Origin of the sequence: Photobacterium nomapromontoriensis, from assembly GCF_050336815.1 — a bacterium.
Classification (GTDB): Bacteria; Pseudomonadota; Gammaproteobacteria; order Enterobacterales; family Vibrionaceae; genus Photobacterium; species Photobacterium nomapromontoriensis.
This window is the reverse complement of sequence record NZ_JAKJSL010000029.1, coordinates 96,336-113,731: the sequence shown is the minus strand read 5'-3', so window position 1 is coordinate 113,731 and position 17,396 is coordinate 96,336. Positions and strand designations below refer to the sequence as shown.

General features: G+C 43.3%; 18 protein-coding genes. 9 read left to right on the top strand and 9 right to left on the bottom strand.

What is annotated here, in order from left to right; all coding sequences use genetic code 11:
• Nucleotides 1-76: 76 nt before the first annotated feature.
• Entirely contained in the window at nucleotides 77-913 is an 837-nt protein-coding gene (locus L4D12_RS12750; protein WP_428448232.1) for a patatin-like phospholipase family protein, read from the bottom strand.
• A gap of 344 nt (nucleotides 914-1,257) precedes the next feature.
• On the bottom strand, nucleotides 1,258-1,551 hold the full coding sequence (locus tag L4D12_RS12745) for an SH3 domain-containing protein (RefSeq protein ID WP_428448220.1): 294 nt from the start codon (nucleotides 1,549-1,551) through the stop codon (nucleotides 1,258-1,260).
• Between the two features lie 264 nt (nucleotides 1,552-1,815).
• Here L4D12_RS12745 and L4D12_RS12740 point away from each other — a divergent pair, with 264 nt between their 5' ends.
• Nucleotides 1,816-2,097, top strand: coding sequence for a hypothetical protein (locus L4D12_RS12740; protein WP_428448219.1), 282 nt, complete (start codon nucleotides 1,816-1,818; stop codon nucleotides 2,095-2,097).
• A 40-nt stretch (nucleotides 2,098-2,137) separates the two neighbouring features.
• Here L4D12_RS12740 and L4D12_RS12735 read toward each other — a convergent pair whose 3' ends face one another.
• From L4D12_RS12735 to L4D12_RS12720, 4 genes are all read right to left on the bottom strand, one after another.
• Nucleotides 2,138-2,611 carry a response regulator gene (locus tag L4D12_RS12735; protein WP_428448218.1) on the bottom strand — a complete coding sequence of 158 codons (474 nt, stop codon included), beginning with the start codon at nucleotides 2,609-2,611 and terminating at the stop codon, nucleotides 2,138-2,140.
• Nucleotides 2,612-2,620: 9 nt separating this feature from the next.
• The gene (locus L4D12_RS12730; RefSeq protein ID WP_428448217.1) at nucleotides 2,621-3,946 is read right to left on the bottom strand and encodes an ATP-binding protein; all 1,326 of its coding nucleotides are present in this window, start codon (nucleotides 3,944-3,946) and stop codon (nucleotides 2,621-2,623) included.
• Nucleotides 3,947-3,956: 10 nt separating this feature from the next.
• Nucleotides 3,957-5,372, bottom strand: a complete 1,416-nt coding sequence (locus tag L4D12_RS12725; RefSeq protein WP_428448216.1) for an SLC13 family permease — start codon at nucleotides 5,370-5,372, stop codon at nucleotides 3,957-3,959.
• A 345-nt stretch (nucleotides 5,373-5,717) separates the two neighbouring features.
• Nucleotides 5,718-6,134: a CBS domain-containing protein gene (locus L4D12_RS12720; protein WP_428448215.1), complete on the bottom strand. Its 417-nt coding sequence runs from the start codon at nucleotides 6,132-6,134 to the stop codon at nucleotides 5,718-5,720.
• A gap of 423 nt (nucleotides 6,135-6,557) precedes the next feature.
• On the opposite strand from L4D12_RS12720, the gene L4D12_RS12715 reads away from it, so the two are divergent.
• Together L4D12_RS12715 and L4D12_RS12710 are read left to right on the top strand one after the other, a co-directional pair.
• A complete protein-coding gene (locus L4D12_RS12715; RefSeq protein ID WP_428448214.1) occupies nucleotides 6,558-7,205 on the top strand; it encodes an AcfA family outer membrane beta-barrel protein in 648 nt (215 codons plus the stop codon).
• 22 nt (nucleotides 7,206-7,227) lie between these two features.
• Nucleotides 7,228-7,563, top strand: a complete 336-nt coding sequence (locus tag L4D12_RS12710) for a YgiW/YdeI family stress tolerance OB fold protein (protein ID WP_428448213.1) — start codon at nucleotides 7,228-7,230, stop codon at nucleotides 7,561-7,563.
• Between the two features lie 139 nt (nucleotides 7,564-7,702).
• Here the strand turns inward: L4D12_RS12710 and L4D12_RS12705 are convergent, their stop codons facing one another.
• Complete coding sequence (locus L4D12_RS12705; RefSeq protein ID WP_428448212.1) at nucleotides 7,703-9,007, bottom strand: DUF945 family protein; 1,305 nt, start codon at nucleotides 9,005-9,007, stop codon at nucleotides 7,703-7,705.
• Between the two features lie 297 nt (nucleotides 9,008-9,304).
• Here L4D12_RS12705 and L4D12_RS12700 point away from each other — a divergent pair, with 297 nt between their 5' ends.
• The 4 genes from L4D12_RS12700 (at nucleotide 9,305) to L4D12_RS12685 (ending at nucleotide 13,633) form a co-directional block, all read left to right on the top strand.
• On the top strand, nucleotides 9,305-11,245 hold the full coding sequence (locus tag L4D12_RS12700; protein WP_428448211.1) for an ATP-binding protein: 1,941 nt from the start codon (nucleotides 9,305-9,307) through the stop codon (nucleotides 11,243-11,245).
• Nucleotides 11,246-11,254: 9 nt separating this feature from the next.
• On the top strand, nucleotides 11,255-11,755 hold the full coding sequence (locus tag L4D12_RS12695; RefSeq protein ID WP_428448210.1) for a response regulator: 501 nt from the start codon (nucleotides 11,255-11,257) through the stop codon (nucleotides 11,753-11,755).
• Nucleotides 11,756-11,900: 145 nt separating this feature from the next.
• The gene (locus L4D12_RS12690; RefSeq protein WP_428448209.1) at nucleotides 11,901-12,893 is read left to right on the top strand and encodes a 2-hydroxyacid dehydrogenase; all 993 of its coding nucleotides are present in this window, start codon (nucleotides 11,901-11,903) and stop codon (nucleotides 12,891-12,893) included.
• A 188-nt stretch (nucleotides 12,894-13,081) separates the two neighbouring features.
• Nucleotides 13,082-13,633 (top strand): hypothetical protein, encoded by a 552-nt coding sequence (locus L4D12_RS12685; RefSeq protein WP_428448208.1) that lies wholly within the window; start codon nucleotides 13,082-13,084, stop codon nucleotides 13,631-13,633.
• 100 nt (nucleotides 13,634-13,733) lie between these two features.
• Here the strand turns inward: L4D12_RS12685 and dsdC are convergent, their stop codons facing one another.
• Both dsdC and L4D12_RS12675 read right to left on the bottom strand, forming a co-directional pair.
• Nucleotides 13,734-14,639: a DNA-binding transcriptional regulator DsdC gene (gene dsdC, locus L4D12_RS12680; protein WP_428448207.1), complete on the bottom strand. Its 906-nt coding sequence runs from the start codon at nucleotides 14,637-14,639 to the stop codon at nucleotides 13,734-13,736.
• 141 nt (nucleotides 14,640-14,780) lie between these two features.
• Complete coding sequence (locus L4D12_RS12675; RefSeq protein WP_428448206.1) at nucleotides 14,781-15,368, bottom strand: TfoX/Sxy family DNA transformation protein; 588 nt, start codon at nucleotides 15,366-15,368, stop codon at nucleotides 14,781-14,783.
• A gap of 277 nt (nucleotides 15,369-15,645) precedes the next feature.
• Here L4D12_RS12675 and L4D12_RS12670 point away from each other — a divergent pair, with 277 nt between their 5' ends.
• Both L4D12_RS12670 and L4D12_RS12665 read left to right on the top strand, forming a co-directional pair.
• On the top strand, nucleotides 15,646-16,239 hold the full coding sequence (locus L4D12_RS12670; protein ID WP_428448205.1) for an LON peptidase substrate-binding domain-containing protein: 594 nt from the start codon (nucleotides 15,646-15,648) through the stop codon (nucleotides 16,237-16,239).
• 98 nt (nucleotides 16,240-16,337) lie between these two features.
• Nucleotides 16,338-17,261, top strand: a complete 924-nt coding sequence (locus L4D12_RS12665) for an HDOD domain-containing protein (protein ID WP_428448204.1) — start codon at nucleotides 16,338-16,340, stop codon at nucleotides 17,259-17,261.
• Nucleotides 17,262-17,396: the final 135 nt, after the last annotated feature.

Genomic DNA, 17,396 nt, shown 5'->3' with positions numbered 1-17,396 from the left:
ATGACGAGTACAACATCATGATCAGTGCACACCAATAGCATCCCCCATCAATATGTAAATCAACTATGAATCCGGATTATAATTTACTCTCCTTTACCAATTTCAATCCTGCTTGCCGTCCTTGCTCATAACCAGCCTCTAATTTTTGCACGTCACGGGTTAACCGTTTAATTTTAAATTTGTTATTGGGTACAATTGCGGTTATGCGACAATCTTTAGGTGGATTACGAATAAAGAATAATGCTTTATTATAACGATCTTCTTTTGTAAGAAATTCTTGACCAAACACCGGCGTTGTTTTAAATATCTTACGCGTTAACCACGGAACCTGATGGCTATGAATTAAATCAGCCTGTGCATGCGATAAAATCACCGTAATATCTCTCGCACCTCGATGATAAGCTTCAATGACAGGGATAGGATCTGCGATACCACCATCACTCATCGCGATACCATTTACTTTAGGGAAGTTACGATAAACAATGGGTAATGCACAAGTTGCCATCATAATACTCTTTAAGTTATGACGGTTGACCTCAATATAATCAGCATCACCTGTCGCAACATTGGTTGTTGTCGCATAGAGTGGGATGCCTTGGCTTTCGTATTTATCTAACTCTAAAGGTAAATTATTTATACTTTCAGCCCAAAGCCAATCAATATCAATTAAACTTCCACCTTTAGCAAAACGGTAATAATCAATAAACTCCTTACTCCTCGCATATTCAGTGATAACATGATAATTCCGTTTATGATTTTTACACAGGTATCCAATGAGAACCATTGAACCGGCAGATACACCAATCGTAAAATCATAAGGGTTATAATCTTGCTCAAGAAAAGCATCCAGCACACCGGTGGCAAAAATACCACGCATGGCTCCACCCTCAACTACTAAAGCACGCTTAGGCATATTCTTCATCTCTAACCACCCAATATTTCAATATTAAGCTTTGATACTAGTCTAACTTCATCATTTATTTCTCATACTAATAAGTATCGATTACGGCAACAACGCACTAAAAATCATACTTTTATTTCATATTTAATCATTTTATCGCGTTTGCAATGAATGTAGGATTATATGCAAGAATGTGTTGTTTCCGCACGACGCGTATGATTTCTGTTGCGCTTCCATGAATGTGCCAAAATCCGTTGCGAGCGAGATCTCCACCGATGGCAGTACCTGATCAAAATGGTCTGTTATTGGTTCGAAAAATGTCTATTCACACCACCACAGCGTTTGTAAGTCCTAACTTATTGATAGAATGAAAGATGACGTGCACTTACCCAACCAAATGTTTTATTTACCTGAATCATTCGCCAGTTATTTTTTGATGACAGCACGAAAACATGATCTCCTTGCTTTAATCGACCAGAAATGGCGGCATTCATACTGGGTGATTCTCTTATGTTCAGGGACTCAACAGATACGGTATATTTACCGATAACCGTATTATTATCTAATATAAGGTTAATTTGTTTGCTTGTAGTGGCGTTAGCATACACACTGAAATGAATACAAAATATGAGCAATAAAAATACTTTCAACCTGCCTCTCCTATAAAAATGATAAACAGTAAACCAAAACGTACACGTGATACGAGTAACTGCGCTATTAAAAATAGCGATAATTAATATACAAATCAAAATGATATCAATCTTTATTAATGCAAGAAAGAGTATATCGTCTCACTAGAATAATGCGTAGCACAAACCGTCAAAAATCCGACACAGTGCAAAACATCGCTCACCACTGGACATCACTAATCAGGCTCTTATAATCACCGGCCTTTATAGATAGATGTAACAGTAATGAACCGTAAACCAGACAGATCAACCGCGATGTTGCAGATCATCGAACAAGTAAAGCACGAGCTGCCACTCTATGATGCTGATACTTTTGTATGCGGGCCAGACAACAGCTGTATTGGTTGCCCTAAAAAACTCATGGAAATTGTGGAAACCGAAGTGTCGTATTGGGAACATGCCATTCAGCGAGGTACAACGCCGAACTTTGATGAAATCAATCGCTTTGGCAAGCTGTGCAAGAATGTGAAACGAGGGCTAGTAAGAAACAATATTGTGGCGGCATAAATGCAGGCCGAAGCCTGCATTATCAGTATGAAGCGATCGCTCAGCTTAACCGACGGAATACGACACTGTTGTCGAGAATGTCCATCCATGGTTGGTAGTCTAATCCCATATCAAAAATATATTCAGTGATCAGGCTACGAGCCGTTAACAGTAGCGTATCAGCCTTCCACGGCTTTTCAAAATAGCTCTCAATACGGGCACGGTTAATGGCCGAGATCGTATCTTGGTGAGTCGCTTGTCCCGTCAGTAATACCTTCTTGGTTTTGATAAAACGCGCATCTTGTGAAATTTCTGTCAGCAATTCAACCCCGGTCTTACCCGGCATGACGTGATCAGAAATGACCAGAGCAATATACTCCCCCTCCGCATCCAACTCATCCATCAGCTCAAGTGCTTCATCTGCTGATTCACAGTCTTCCACATGAAAAAATTCATTCAGAGCAGACAGATCTTTCAATACAGCGCTCAGTACTTCCCTCTGATCATCCACACAGATGATATTTAGTTTGTCCATAACCATCCCTTACGCGATTGGCAGTTTAATACGAAATTTGGTTTTATCTGAATCACTTTTCAGCGCAATGGTACCGCCGTAGCTATGTACGATCCGCTGCACGATAGATAGCCCCAGCCCGAGGCCAAACGACAAACCACCTTTCTTGGTGGTGAAGTTGGGCTGAAACACTTTTCGCCGTGTTACCTCATCAATTACGGGTCCGTTATTGCTAATGGTGATCAACAAACGGTTTTTCGAGTAACGGGTGATAATCTCAATTTGCGGATGCTCAGTCTGCTCCATTGCATCACAAGCATTCTTGATAATATTCACCCACACTTGCACCAGCTCGGTAGTGCTGGCGGTAATCGTCGGTAAAACTGCCGGGCTCAGTACCACGTTTACCCGACGTAAATTACTCTGTAACAATGACAATGATTTATGAATCGTATCATTGATATCGACATCTGGCTGGCGAGCGGTATCGGTTCCGCCAAGCTGTTTGACTGAGCGAACGATACTGGTGGCATGCATAGCGGCTAACCGCATATCATGAAGATCCCGCCCCATATCCCAGTACTGCAACGCCGTATCCAGATCCACTAACCAATAGTCAGGTACCTCTCCGTCCGGTAGAGCCCTCGCCAGTTGCCGCGCTTGATCACGCCCGAGATTAAGCGCTTGCTGCAGCTCTTTTGCTCGTTGACGGACCTCGGCAGATGTCGCGGTTTGGCCAGTACAAATCCCGAGGTCGATAAACGGACTCACCTGCGGCTTGATCTCTTCCAGTAAACAACAAATCCCGTTCTGCAGGCTTTCTGTTTTACTGCTGAGCACGCCGACAGCATTATTGAGTTCATGCGCGATCCCTGCTGCCAGTTGACCTAATGTGGTCATCTGTTCAGCGGCGTAGAGTTTCTGCAACGCTTTTTCTTTTTCCAGCGCTTCTAACCCGGTTAGCATCTGGCGCTGTGCCAATTCATGCACCATGACTGGCATAAACTGCTCACTAAGCGAACCATAAATCTCAGGCTCGACCGCTTTAGTATCAAGGTCAATCCAGGCCAGCTCACTGTCTTTTTCAGCAATCACCGTGGTTGATGCCATCAATGTCTGAGCAAAAAAACTGTGGACGCCAAAAAACATCCCTTGCTCAACCCGAAACACTTTGGCTGTCAGCTCATGACTCTCGCTATTGATATATCCAGAAAGCTCGCCTTTTTTAACCCAGTACAGTTTGTCATTATAGCCATCCTGTACCAGCACCTGAGTACCCGCTTTCACGCTGTGAGAGCGGGTAGAGTCTCGAAAATAGACATCGACAATACGCTGCATGGCTTTTGGTTGATGCATTGGCATACGCTTAAATATGTCCAATCATGTGTAAAAGCCAGATCATAACGAAACTCAATAACACACCGACTACACCTACAATGACCCCAACCCGTACCATCTGGTTACTTTCCACATGGCCAGTGGCATGTGCCAACGCATTAGGCGGGGTACTGATCGGCAATGACATCCCCAGTGACGCGGCAAATGTTACCACCAGGATCAAGGTAATTTCGCCACCCAACGGTACCAGTGACGCCATTGAGGTCCCTAACGCCGCCATGATTGGCATTAACAAGTTCGCAGTCGCCGTATGGGACATAAAATTCGCCATCAGTAAACATAGCAATGCCGCACCACCCAGAACCACATAAGGTGAGTAACTATCAAATGGAATACTGTGTACCATTAGCTTTGCAAGACCGGTTTGGTCCAATGCAAGGCCCAATGCGATACCACCAGAGACCAGCCACAGTACATCCCAGGAAATCTTCTTCAAATCTTCCTTGTTAATGATGCCTGTGAGAGAGAAAACGGCGACTGGGATCAGCGCCACGGTATATGAGTTCATGCCGTGTGATGAGCCCATTAACCATAGCAGAATCGTTAAACCAAACGTGATATAAACCGTGATGGCTTTTGGCGTCTTCAAGAATTTACCTTTGATGGTAAGTTCAATTTTCTCTTGCTTGGCGGGATACAATGCATTGATCAATCCCCACGCAAACACCAGCATTACCGCAACAAACGGCACACCGAAAAACATCCATTCACCGAAGGTGATCATATTATCATCGGTCAGGTACTTCAACGCAATCGCATTGGGTGGCGTACCAATTGGGGTACCAATCCCCCCGATATTCGCGGCAACAGGCACACATAATGCGAAGGCAATTTTCCCAGGGTCTTTCGCGCCAAACAACGCAATAACCGGTGCTAAAATAGATAGCATCATGGCGGTGGTTGCGGTATTAGACATAAACATAGAGAAAATAGCGGTGATCAGCATTAAGCCAAACATCACATATTTAGGCTGAGTGCCAAAAGGACGCAATAATACCCGGGCAAGGTTGACGTCAAGTCGGTATTTTGTTGCTGCCATTGCCAAAAAGAAGCCACCGAGGAACAGCATGATAATCGGACTGGCAAACGTCGCCATGATATCGCTGTAATTCAGCAACTCACCAAAGTGTGGCTGCCCTTCCGCACTCCGGAACAGGTACAGCCCCTTATTCGACAGCAGTAATAATTCCAACACAATAATGACCACAGAGGTCGCATAAATCGGAATAGGCTCAAGAACCCAGCACAGTGCAGCCAGCAAGAATATAGCAATCACCCGTTGCTGGATGACAGTCAATCCTTCTACTGGAAATGCCGAGCTCGGCAACAATAAAACAATAAGCGGTATGAGGACAGGTACAATGTACCTTAAGTATTGGCGCATGTTGGCATTATTCCCTTAAATACAAAAAACAGGTGCCTATTGCTGCATTTGTCCCAAGGAATGCCATAAGGAGGGATAAAAGCAGCAGCAACAGGGCTTTCTGCCCGCAACAAGCTAATGCGCAGACAGGATAATTTTTCTCGATGTATTCTGCGCTGCCAAACCGATAATTTCCCAGAAGTAGATCAATAAACCAGTGAAAGTATTAGAAAAATATTTATTCTGATACGTGCTTCTAACGATTGAAATCGTACACATGAAAAACCCCCAATCATTGATTTCCCAACGATTGGAGGCGCGTCAATATCCGTATTTTCATTATTCACATATTGAGATGTGTGTCACTTATACCGGATGCTTAAAGCAATCGCCTATCTGATTACTGATCGCAGTAAGCACATCACGGCGCGTGATCACCCCAACCAAGCGATCATTTTCAATGACCGGATATATTTTAGGCTTCTGACCCGCCATTGTATCTGCCAGTTCAATAATTGAATCTTCCGGAGACACCGTAAGTACATCAGCCCGCATACATTCACCCACATTATGAGTATCCTGACAGTGGTACCCCACTTTGAGCAGTTTGTGGATCATATCTTGTTCCGAGATAAACCCGACGACTTTTCGCATTTCATCCACAACCGGACCACCTATTTGCTTCGACGAAAGCAGTTTGTCCAGCGCTTGAGATAGCGACATGGCGGGTTCAAATGTCACTGGGCGAACATTCATATAATCTTTAACTTTTAATGACTCCATGCATCCCCCTAAATCAATTATTCATTCCAGAAACAGCTAATTGATCGTTTTCATTTCTATTTCTGGTCATCATATTAATACTCAGCCATACCTCGCAGAGGTGACCTCCTTTGATCTAAGTGTCGTCCATTTCTTTAAAATTACTAAATTGGATTTGGCAATTTTATCAATAGCTACTGACTATTAAACATACGGAATAACGGGAAAATAAAAAATAACCAGATTGGAACCGTATGTCTAACCCAGTGGCTAACACAAATAAAAAACATTAAAATCAACATTTTAATTATAGATCATTGAATTTAAATTCATTCCATCTCATATCAAAACAATTACCATGCCACTTTTATTTATTTCTTCACGATTCCTTCACACCTCTTCACGCAAAATTCCCCCATCACATAACTAAAAGACCAAAGAATTATGAATAAAGCCCTTATCAGTCTACTTCTCACATGCTCATTCTCTGCTACCGCGGCCCCTTATGTTGGTGTTGAGTTTGGTATGGGAACCTCTAGCTCTGATTTCAACAGTACATTTAAAGCTGACAGCGTTAATTTAAGCCCTGATCTGGATGATGGTATTGCCAGTGCATTTATTGGTTACTCATTCAACGAATCATGGGCGCTAGAATTAGGTTATAGCCAATATGAATTAAGCGATGGCTCATCAAAATATCTCGGACAAAAAATTATTGATGGTCAAGCATTCCACCACGAAATGGACTGGGATGCGTCTATTAAAGCCAAGCAAATCTCTCTTGCTCCAGTATTTACCTATGCCTTGAGTGATAAGTGGACCACTAAATTTAAAGCGGGCCTGACATATACTCAATACAAAGCAAGCCAAGGAAAATCTGAAGAACTAGAACTTATTACAAATGATGACATTGAGATGGATAAGACCTTATTCCATACTTCACACAAGTTAAATGAAGTAGGCGCTCTTGTCTCTGTCGGTAGTGAATATGAAATTTTCCCTCACTTAACTCTGGGTGCAAACGTTAAATATCAAATAGATAGCTACTCAAATACGACATCATTCAATATTGGTTCAACGTATTACTTCTAAAGTGAGTTATGGAATGCGCAAGATGAAAAAAGCAATCACGATCTCGGCCTTACTGCTGATTTCTGGCTCAGCATTCGCGGCATTTAATGGCCCAGAAGTAAAATCAATTAGCACGGTTCATGATGCACTCAATGCTAAAGATGACAGCTTTGTCGTACTGACTGGCAATATTACCCAATCGTTAGGGAATGAAGTTTATATATTCAAAGACAGTACTGGCGAAATTCAGGTTGAAATTGAACATGAAGCTTGGATGGGACAGGATATATCTCCACAAGATAACATAGTCATTCGTGGTGAAGTCGACAGTGAATGGACCAGCACGCAAATTGATGCACATTCCATTCAAAAACTATAATCAATAAACGATACCAATTTAAAAGCCCCTCAAGTCTATGACTCTTACCGTTGATAATCATAGACTTGAGGGGCTTTTCTGCTCATTTCATGTAAACAGTGAAAAATCTACCGATTCAATTTTTCACTCTACACAATGATTACATAAAGAGCATAAACAGCATCGCCAATGGCAATTGATCCCCAGAGGCTAACACAACCTTATCACCTTCTATCTTCATATTCAGACGGTAATGCGTCGCGTCACGCTCTACAAGACTGTTCTGCTCAAGCATTGCGACACGCTCACTCAAAAGCGGTGACGACTCTACAAGCTCAACGGGCAGACTAAGGTTGATTTCACCCCCCATTTTTTCTGCAATCTGGGCGATATTTTCAGAAATACGTTCTATTCCCGGCGCGATGGCTAAAGAAAGGTTGCTGGTCACCTCACCCTCAGGTGTCGTGACACTAAAATTAGTAATAGCAAAAGCCAGCCCTTTCGAAACAAGTTGATCCAGAGCGGCAGATGCTTCCTTAGCCTGCTGTGCTGTTAGCGGTTGATTCGCCGTCTCAGAAAGGGTTCCCAAATGGCTAATCGCAGAATAATTTAAATCTGAAAATGCCATCTGAAAATTAATGCCACTGTAGTCTCGACCATCCAAAGCCGTCAGCTTACCCACTTGAATATAATTTGAATTATTCAAAACGGATTCAGCCGGATCCTCGGGATTGGTTTGTATCAAAACATTATTCATTCCCATGGTAATATCTTGTACATCAACACCTTGGCTGGTTGAAAGATCGTTGAAGCTCACGCTTGCAAGATTGAAATCTTGATTCCCAATCCAAAATTGCCCATCAAGGTAACCCTTACCGCCACCATTTAACCCTTTAAGCACCATTTCTTCTCGTGCTACGGTGGTCAACGTTGCTGAAGGCAATTGATAATGAAACTCACCGGCTCCATCGGCATCAACCTTGCCTTCCATCGTCAATGCCGTAAAGTCCACACTGGTACCATTAATATCGGCGGCCTTAACTGGGTTTATTCTGAAAGTAAAATCCGAGGCACGCGTCAGTGCGGTATACGAAGTAAATGTCACTGGAGCAACATCTGCACCCCACAATTTTGTCACTATCGGTTTAAGTTTTTCATCAATAATCACTTCACTGTTTGAACTCACGCCGACGAAACCATGACGAACATGGTGCTTGATGTACCAAGTAGTCGGTAAACCTTCATCTTCAAAAATAAACTTCAGTTCATCTTTTAGCTCAACTCGGGAAACAACCTCAGAACTCAGATAACCACGCTGATAGCTTTCATTGGTAACAGCCATATACGGGTTGCTATATTGGCCTAGAGTATCAAGATAGATCCGTTCGCCAATTTGTCCCGTAGCGAAAGGCCAACAAAGGGCAAGCGCCACTGCGCCACCAACCGCACCAATTTTCTTCAACATTATCCTTAAGCCCTAGTTCTGAAAATAAAAACTGAGTTTATCACAGCTTTCTGAACAACCTGTTTATCAATAACAATCTGAAGCCCGTTATCTCAAAAAACGGGATACTGACTGATTCAAGTTCTCAACGCTAAAACGAGTACCTTCACATTGCTTGAGCCGTTTGTTTGATAAGCGAAATCCGGCATATAAGGTATTCATATAGCTGAAAAAAGACTTTGCAATCAGCCTCTCAGTCTCAATTGTCAATTACCTATACACTTATGCCGCCTGCCAGTGAACAAAAAGGATAGATGGGTGAATAGTTTTGCGATTGTCTGTCTTGATGATGATCCCGAAGTGGTCGAACGGCTAAATCAAGATCTGGCCCCTTTTGCCGGATTATTTGATATCTACAATGCGTATAGCATCGTTGAAGCCAATGCGATCCTCAATGACATCACCAACCATAACCAACGGATTGCAATGGTGATCTGTGATAACGATCTTGGTGCCGATAATGGGGTGGATTTTTTGATTTCACTTGCCCAATATCCGGCCAGTCAGCAGACTCGCTCCGTTCTTCTTAACGATAAACCCCAGCTCGATGTGATCATGCAGGCAGTCAATGAAGGCAGGCTCCACTACTGCCTCACCAAGCCATGGGATCCACAGGAATTCAATCAATTACTGGTTAAAGAGCTGTCTAACTTTATTCTAAAGCACCCTGATGAAGACTGGCTGCGTTACAGCCAACTGCTCGATCATCGGCGCATTTTAAATGCTCACATAGAGCGACAGATGTCTCGCTTTCGCTCCGGTTTCATTCAAGACAGTCATACTCTTGATGACGCAACGCTGGCCCGTCAACTCACTGATGCCCTCCATGATTTTTTTGCTGGTAATGATGAAGATAAAGCTTGCCGTAGTTATCGCGAAAACCACATCCTGACTCACGAAGGTGATGCAAATAACTTCTTGTGGTTTATCACCCAAGGCGAAGTGGCGCTGTACAAAGAGGATGAGCACGGATGTCGACATGAAGTGGTACGGGCCGGACCAGGTCACCTTGTCGGGGGCATGTCATTTATTTCCGGTGAGCCATCTTTCTCGACAGGGGTAACACTGAGCAAAACCGAAGTCATTAAACTCAATCGTTCCTTGTTCAATAAAGTCATGAATTCACGCAGTGAACTTCTCCCGCTGTTCACTAACCTTCTGCTACGTAACTTTAACCGTCGACTCAAAGGCAGTATTCAGACCGAATTACAGCTACAGCAGACACTCAAATCGCTTGATGATGCCCACCACCAGCTGGTTGAAAAAGAAAAGATGGCGATGCTCGGCCAACTCGTCGCAGGCGTTGCTCATGAGCTCAACAACCCCATTGCAGCAATTTTACGTGGCAGCGACACCCTAAAACAGACCATTGGCAAAATCACCGACACGCCATTGGATCATGTCAATCAAACGCGCGGCAACGCGATCATGCAGCAAGCCATGCTATCTCGCCCTTTATCGACATCAGAAACCCGACAGCGCGCCAAAGAACTAACGGCAGCCATCGGTGATCGTCAATTTGCGCGAAAAATAGTGCAAATGGGCATTGATGATCCCGAGCATTTAAATAATTGGCTGTTGCCACAGAAAAAAGAGTTAAACACGATACTGGCTGAATGGGATAATTACTACCAAACAGGTAACTTTCTCCGTTCGATCAATGTCTGTGCCCAGCGGATTGCCGATTTAGTCAAAAGCCTAAAAAGTTATGCTCGACAAGATGATGAATCGGTCCACAGCGTTGATATCCATGAAGGGATTGAAGATACCTTGGTGATCTTCGAAAACAAGTTAAAACGCCACCGAGTGATCAAAGAATACAGCCCTCTCCCCCATCTCTATTGTCAGCCGATTGCGCTACAACAAGTCTGGACTAACTTAATTTCTAATGCCCTTGATGCCATTGACGAGCCAGGGGAAATTCGTGTTTCTACCCGTTTAGTCACGCAAGGTATACACGGACAACGCGCGATAGAAGTCGCAGTAACCGATAATGGCAAGGGGATCCCTCCCGAGCAGCAAAAAAAGATCTTTGAACTTAACTACACCACCAAACGAGAAGGCAATTTCGGGCTGGGGATCGGGCTATCGGTTTGTCAGCAGATCATCCACCAGCATAATGGCACCATCTCTGTAAAATCAGAACCAGGAAAGTTTACTCAGATGATCGTCACTCTGCCCCTGAATGCCGTCCATTAAGGAGACCTAATGAAAAAATTTCTCATTCTCTGCGTTGATGACGAACGCGAAGTACTTGATAGCGTCATCAATGATCTCAGCGCGTTAGACACGCATTTTGTTATCGAGGCTGCTGAGTCTGTTGCCGAGGCCAAAGAAGTACTGGCGGATGCGATTACCGATCACACCCCGCTCGCATTGATCCTCTGCGATCATATTATGCCAGGCGAAACCGGTATTGATTTCTTGATCGAGCTGAAACATCAAGAGGAAACCACTCAGGCTCGTAAAATATTACTCACCGGTCAAGCCGGATTAGAAGAAACCGTTGAGGCCGTCAATAACGCCAGCCTTGATTACTACATATCTAAACCTTGGGATGGCGAACAACTCAAGCAAGTTGTCATTGAGCAATTAACCACGTTTATCATTAATACCGAGCAAGAGCTCATGCCATGGATCCAAATCTTAGATGCCGAGCGACTGATGCAAGCACTGAGTGACCGACGATTGAGTCTATCAGATATCTAACGGTTACAAATCTCAACAAAATATTTGTCATACAAACCTTTTCGGGGTACGACAAAAGTGTTAACTTGATCACATAAATATCAGTAAATCAGTTACACTCATCCAAAGCATTACGTTGCGGATAGTCAACCCGAGAAGGTGAACGATGAAAGTTGCAGTCTTCAGCTCAAAAAAATACGATCAAAACGCTTTTGAACTCATCAACCAGCACTACCAACATTCGCTGGAGTTCTATGATTTTCACCTCACTCAACAAACCGCGAAAATGGCAAATGGCTATGATGTGGTCTGCGCCTTTGTTAATGATGATCTGAGTCGTCCAGTGCTTGAAAAATTGGCTGCTTGTGGAATTAAAATCATTGCCATGCGCTGTGCCGGATTTGATAAAGTAGATCTAGACGCTGCACGGGATTTAAATATACAGGTGGTTCGTGTACCCGCCTACTCACCAGAAGCCATTGCCGAACACACCATTGGTCTGATGCTAAGCTTAAACCGCCGTATTCACCGTGCTTATCAGCGCACCCGTGATGCTAACTTTTCTCTGGAAGGATTAACGGGATTCAACTTTCATGGCAAAACGGTTGGGGTGATCGGCACTGGTAGAATTGGTATCGCCACTATCCGCATACTCAAGGGGCTTGGCATGAATATACTGGCTTACGACCCCTACGAAAACCCGCTTGCCACTAGCCTTGGTGTCACTTACACCAGTCTGGATGATATTTACCAACAAGCCGATGTGATCACTCTGCACTGTCCAATGACAGAGCAAAATCACCATATGCTTAATGTTCAATCGTTTGCCAAAATGCGTGATGGCGTAATGATCATCAATACCAGTCGTGGCGAACTACTGAATTCCAAAGATGCCATTGAGGCACTCAAAAGCAGCAAGATTGGATCGTTGGGGATTGATGTCTACGAAAACGAGCAAGACCTATTTTTCGAAGATAAATCTAATGATGTAATTAAAGATGATGTTTTCCGTCGCTTATCAGCCTGCCATAACGTGCTATTTACTGGTCATCAGGCATTCTTGACGGAAGAGGCGTTGGCCAACATTGCTGACACGACACTCAACAACATTACCTTATTTGACCAAGGCAAGCATTCTGGTAACGAGTTGATCCAATAGGCCCTGTAGACCACAAATTATCATCACTACCTGCATTATTTTGGCAAAGATCACGTTATCATGTGATTTTTGCTGAATTACCCATCGATGAGTAGATTTAAAGACAAGAAAGTCCGGTAAAAATCTATGCTTCGGCAACATTGTCCATTAAAATATGACAATTATTTTTAGCCCTCGGACTAATTGTCATGCGTAAAACACTTCTTGCCTCAGGTCTGATCCTGGCGTCAATTTCACCAGCTCATGCTGCTAGCAGCCAATCGACTATGAGTAACTTCAGTTACGACTATGCCGAGGCGCGCATTGGTATTAGCCCGCTAACTTATGGCGCGGGCTTCAGCAAATCTATTCATCCTAATGCCCATATCATTGGTAGCGTTGATACAGAATTTGATAATGATTGGGATCTCGCTCTCGGTGTGGGTTTTCATGCCCCAATTAACAACTGGGCAGACATTACTGGTGAACTAAAAGCCCGTAACGTTAAAAACAAAAGTTGCTTTGACAGTTCAGCCGGTAAAATGGGTATGGAAGTTAACCTTGGCATCCGTCAATGGTTAGGTCCACAGCTTGAAGTCGGCGGTCAAATTGGTCATCTAAACATTGATAGCCATGAAAAAACCATTGGTAGTATCTACGGTCGTTTCCATGCTACCGAGCTATTCTCTATCGGTGTTACGGGTCGCTTTAACGATGTTTATGACGATCAGATCATGATCACCACCCGCTTTAAATTTTAATACCGGTCTATCTACCGACGCTAAAAAGTAAATATCATGCCCCTGCTTATACAGGGGCTTTTTTGTAGGCAATACCCGAAGTACGAATACCTATTACAAATCAGTATTTGATTTCATCCAACCAGTCAATGAAGGCCTTTACGCGAGGCGACGTCGCCATTTCTTTGCGACAAACCAGATAATAATTTTGTGGTGATGCTACCGCCAACGTAAAAGGTGTCACCAAACGGCCAGAAGCAACCTGTTCAGCAATAAAAGACGCGCGTCCCATCGCTACCCCAATCCCCCGCTCCGCGGCCTGAAGGGCTAAATCTGCTCGGTCAAACGTACAGCCCGCCTCTGGTAATGTCGCTCCACTTTGTTGTGCCCAGTACTGCCACTCATCATTTCGCCCAGCCCTTGCCCACGGTGCGGCATCATGTAATAGCATACAAGAAGCCAGCTTCGCCGGGTTACCAAACAGGCCATGCTTTGCCGCATAATCACGACTACATACCGGAATCATGCTTTCATCCATGAGTTTCACCGCATGTAAGCCATTATATTTACCATCACCAAAATAGATGGCGCAATCAAATGACTCAGTCTGAAAATCCACTAGTTCATTACGAGTACGCAGGTGGAATCGTAAAGCGGGGTATTTTTCAATAAAGCTTTTCAATCTCGGCACAAGCCAACGTTGGCCAAAGGTAGGCGGAACAGACACATTCAAGTCACCACTAAGCTCCAACGTTTTCAGATCCCGCAGTTCATTCGCGATATCACCAAAATTATGTGCAATAACATCCTTCAGTCGTTTTCCTTCATCCGTCAAAATCAGCTTACGAGGCTGACGAATAAACAGAGTCACACCTAAGGAGGTTTCAAGGTTCTTAATTTTATGGCTTACTGCACTTTGAGTGAGGCACAATAGCTCTGCAGCCCGCGTAAAACTCATTTGATCGGCGGCAATAAGAAAACAATGCAGTCCAGAGAGTACCGAGCCTGTCAGGTGAGGAAGTCGCATAAGTTGTTCAATATAATAAAATGATGTGCATATCATATACCCAAGCAAGCCTGATATGCGATTTCTGTGTCTATTTAGTAGCATAAAAAAAGCCACCGGGTAGTCGGTGGCTTTTTTGAAAGGAAAAAAATGTTGCCAGAATTATTCCAGACCTTGTAATAAGCGTTCTTTGTGATCGTCTTTCAACAATGTCCAATGACAACCATCAATGGCACCCGCAAACATCCATAATAATTTAACATCAAGGTCTTTACCCTGACTCTGACGTACTTTTCGGTATACCTCAACAGCACCTAAAGAAACAAAACTCGTAACATCAGGGATTCCCGCTTTTTTCACCATGCGTTCAAGCGTTAAGCGCATATTAGGTAAATCTCTGATTCTTTTGCTTTTATCAGATAATTTATATGCTTTTTCAGTGACAGAAACGGCAATCGACTCTTTCACCAACACTGCACACTGATCACGATTCTGAAGGTAAATATCGGTAATGTCATAATAATTCACGACTGCAGTTGTGCTTCGCTTGATATGCCTGAATTTTTCACAACCCAGTGAAATTAACGTCTCATCAAGAGCATCGCCACCGCGCAGGTACAAAGCACGATCAGTAATAATCGCGTACATAGCAGCATTGAGGAAAATCCCCGTACCACCAAACATCGAGCGTTTTTCAAACTCACCAAATTCGTGAAGATAATTAAATAGTTCATCCTTGAAATATCGCACAATATCTCTCCTGTTAGACGTTAATGGTTGTCATTTATCCAGTAACGCTAAGCAAATAAGCGTCAACAAATTGACAATGACACACCGCTGTCATAAATGCTAGATATGAAACAACGAACACTTTAAATTGAGATTTTAGACATATTTTCGAGCAAGAATTAAGCGCCTTGTGACAAAAGCGACCTTATTTCACACCGATGAAAAAATGGGTTGAACAGAAAAAAATATGCATTATGCCGCTATCCTTGTTCTTATCAGAAACTGTCAGGAACACTGTATGCCCAGGGAAAATATCATGCCAGATATCGCACTGTACCCTTCCTGTACCCATCTTCTTCCCGAAGGCAAGGCGGAGATCATATTGTGGGAAGATCGTCACCTGCGTATGCTAAAGCAAGCCCTCGCTGAAGAACGACCTTTTGCGCTCTGTATGCTCAATGAAACCGATCTCGACAATGAAATAAAACAAATCCCCGCCATTGCAACGCAATGCCAAGTCATTAATTTCGATCGTATGGATAATGGATTATTGAACATTCAAGTTGAAGGGATTCAAAAAATTCGCCTTCTCAATGTCAAAATTGAGCATGATGATTTACTGTCGGGACATTTCACTCTCTATCCAAACTGGCAGCCACAAATACGCGAGACTCGAGACGATGAACTTGCAGAAAAATTAGTACACCTATTTAGTACTATGCCTGAAATTGGTACCTTATATCCTCATCCCAAACTGGATGATTTAAGCTGGGTATGTCAGCGCTGGATTGAAATATTGCCATTGGAAGTCCGCTACAAACAACTGCTCATCACTCAAGACAATGCCAAACTGACATCACGTTTTTTACATAAACTCTTTTTAGCTGACTAATATTCATTCCAAAATTCGAACATTTTCTGCTATTCGAACTATCTCTCCTCATCAACTCTCTATAAAATGGGCCGGTCTACCACATATATGTATTAGTAATGGCTCACGTATCATTTTTTTGGCTAAAACCTGAAAACGACAAAATAATCAAGGGATTGGAATCCGAGTTTTGTGCATTGGTCAAAACAGCAGTCAAGCAGAATCGACTCACCCTTCCCCCTATACCTTCTGTGCTTGTTAAGCTACAAGCTCTTTGCAATAACGATGACACAACGGTACATAATGTTGCCGAGCTCCTGCTGGAAGACCCTGGTATTGCCGCCTATATTGTCACAATTTCCAATACCATGATGTTTAACCGCAGAAATATCATTTGTCATGATATTTTTACTGCCGTAAGCCGCTTGGGCATTTTTCGTGTCAGGGATATTATTACCGCCAAAGCGATAGAAGAGCTAAAAACTCGTCGTCTCTTTGGCCATGAATGTAACCAATTGCTGACCCATAGTGCCACACGCTCCCGTCAGCTCGCAGCAACCATGGCTTTGATCAGTTATGATTTGGCTAACCACGATGAATTTCCCAAACGTATAGAGCCAGAGAAAGCCCTTTTAGCAGGATTATTTGCCGATATAGGTCTCTTTAGCTTGATCCATGAATACCAGGCATATCTAGACAGCGGTAACTACCTTGATATGGAAATCGCAAAATATGTTTTCGAACACTGCTGTCAAGAAACCAGCTTAGTGATCCTTAAATACTGGGGTTTTGATAGCGATTATCTCGAAGTCGCGACAAACTGCCCGGCCCCATACAAATCGGGTTCTCAAGAGACAAACTATTTAGATGTCGCGCGAATGGCACACCATTTATTGCTATTCAAAACAGATGATGAAGCGATCGACGACCACCATGTAGAGCTGGATCTCGCGGGGGCTGAAATTATGTACGAACTGACAAACCTACCCGACATCGAGTTTAATCATCGTTTAAAAACCGTATTCAAAAATAGCGGTTTATAATATGCCATCATAAAATTATCTTTGGCTGCGAAAGTATATTGACCCTTTCTCAGCCTTACTGATAATCTACCAAATTCGACCCATTACCCACTGTATCTTCCTCAGTCCCCCCTCTACGCATAAACGTATGGGGTA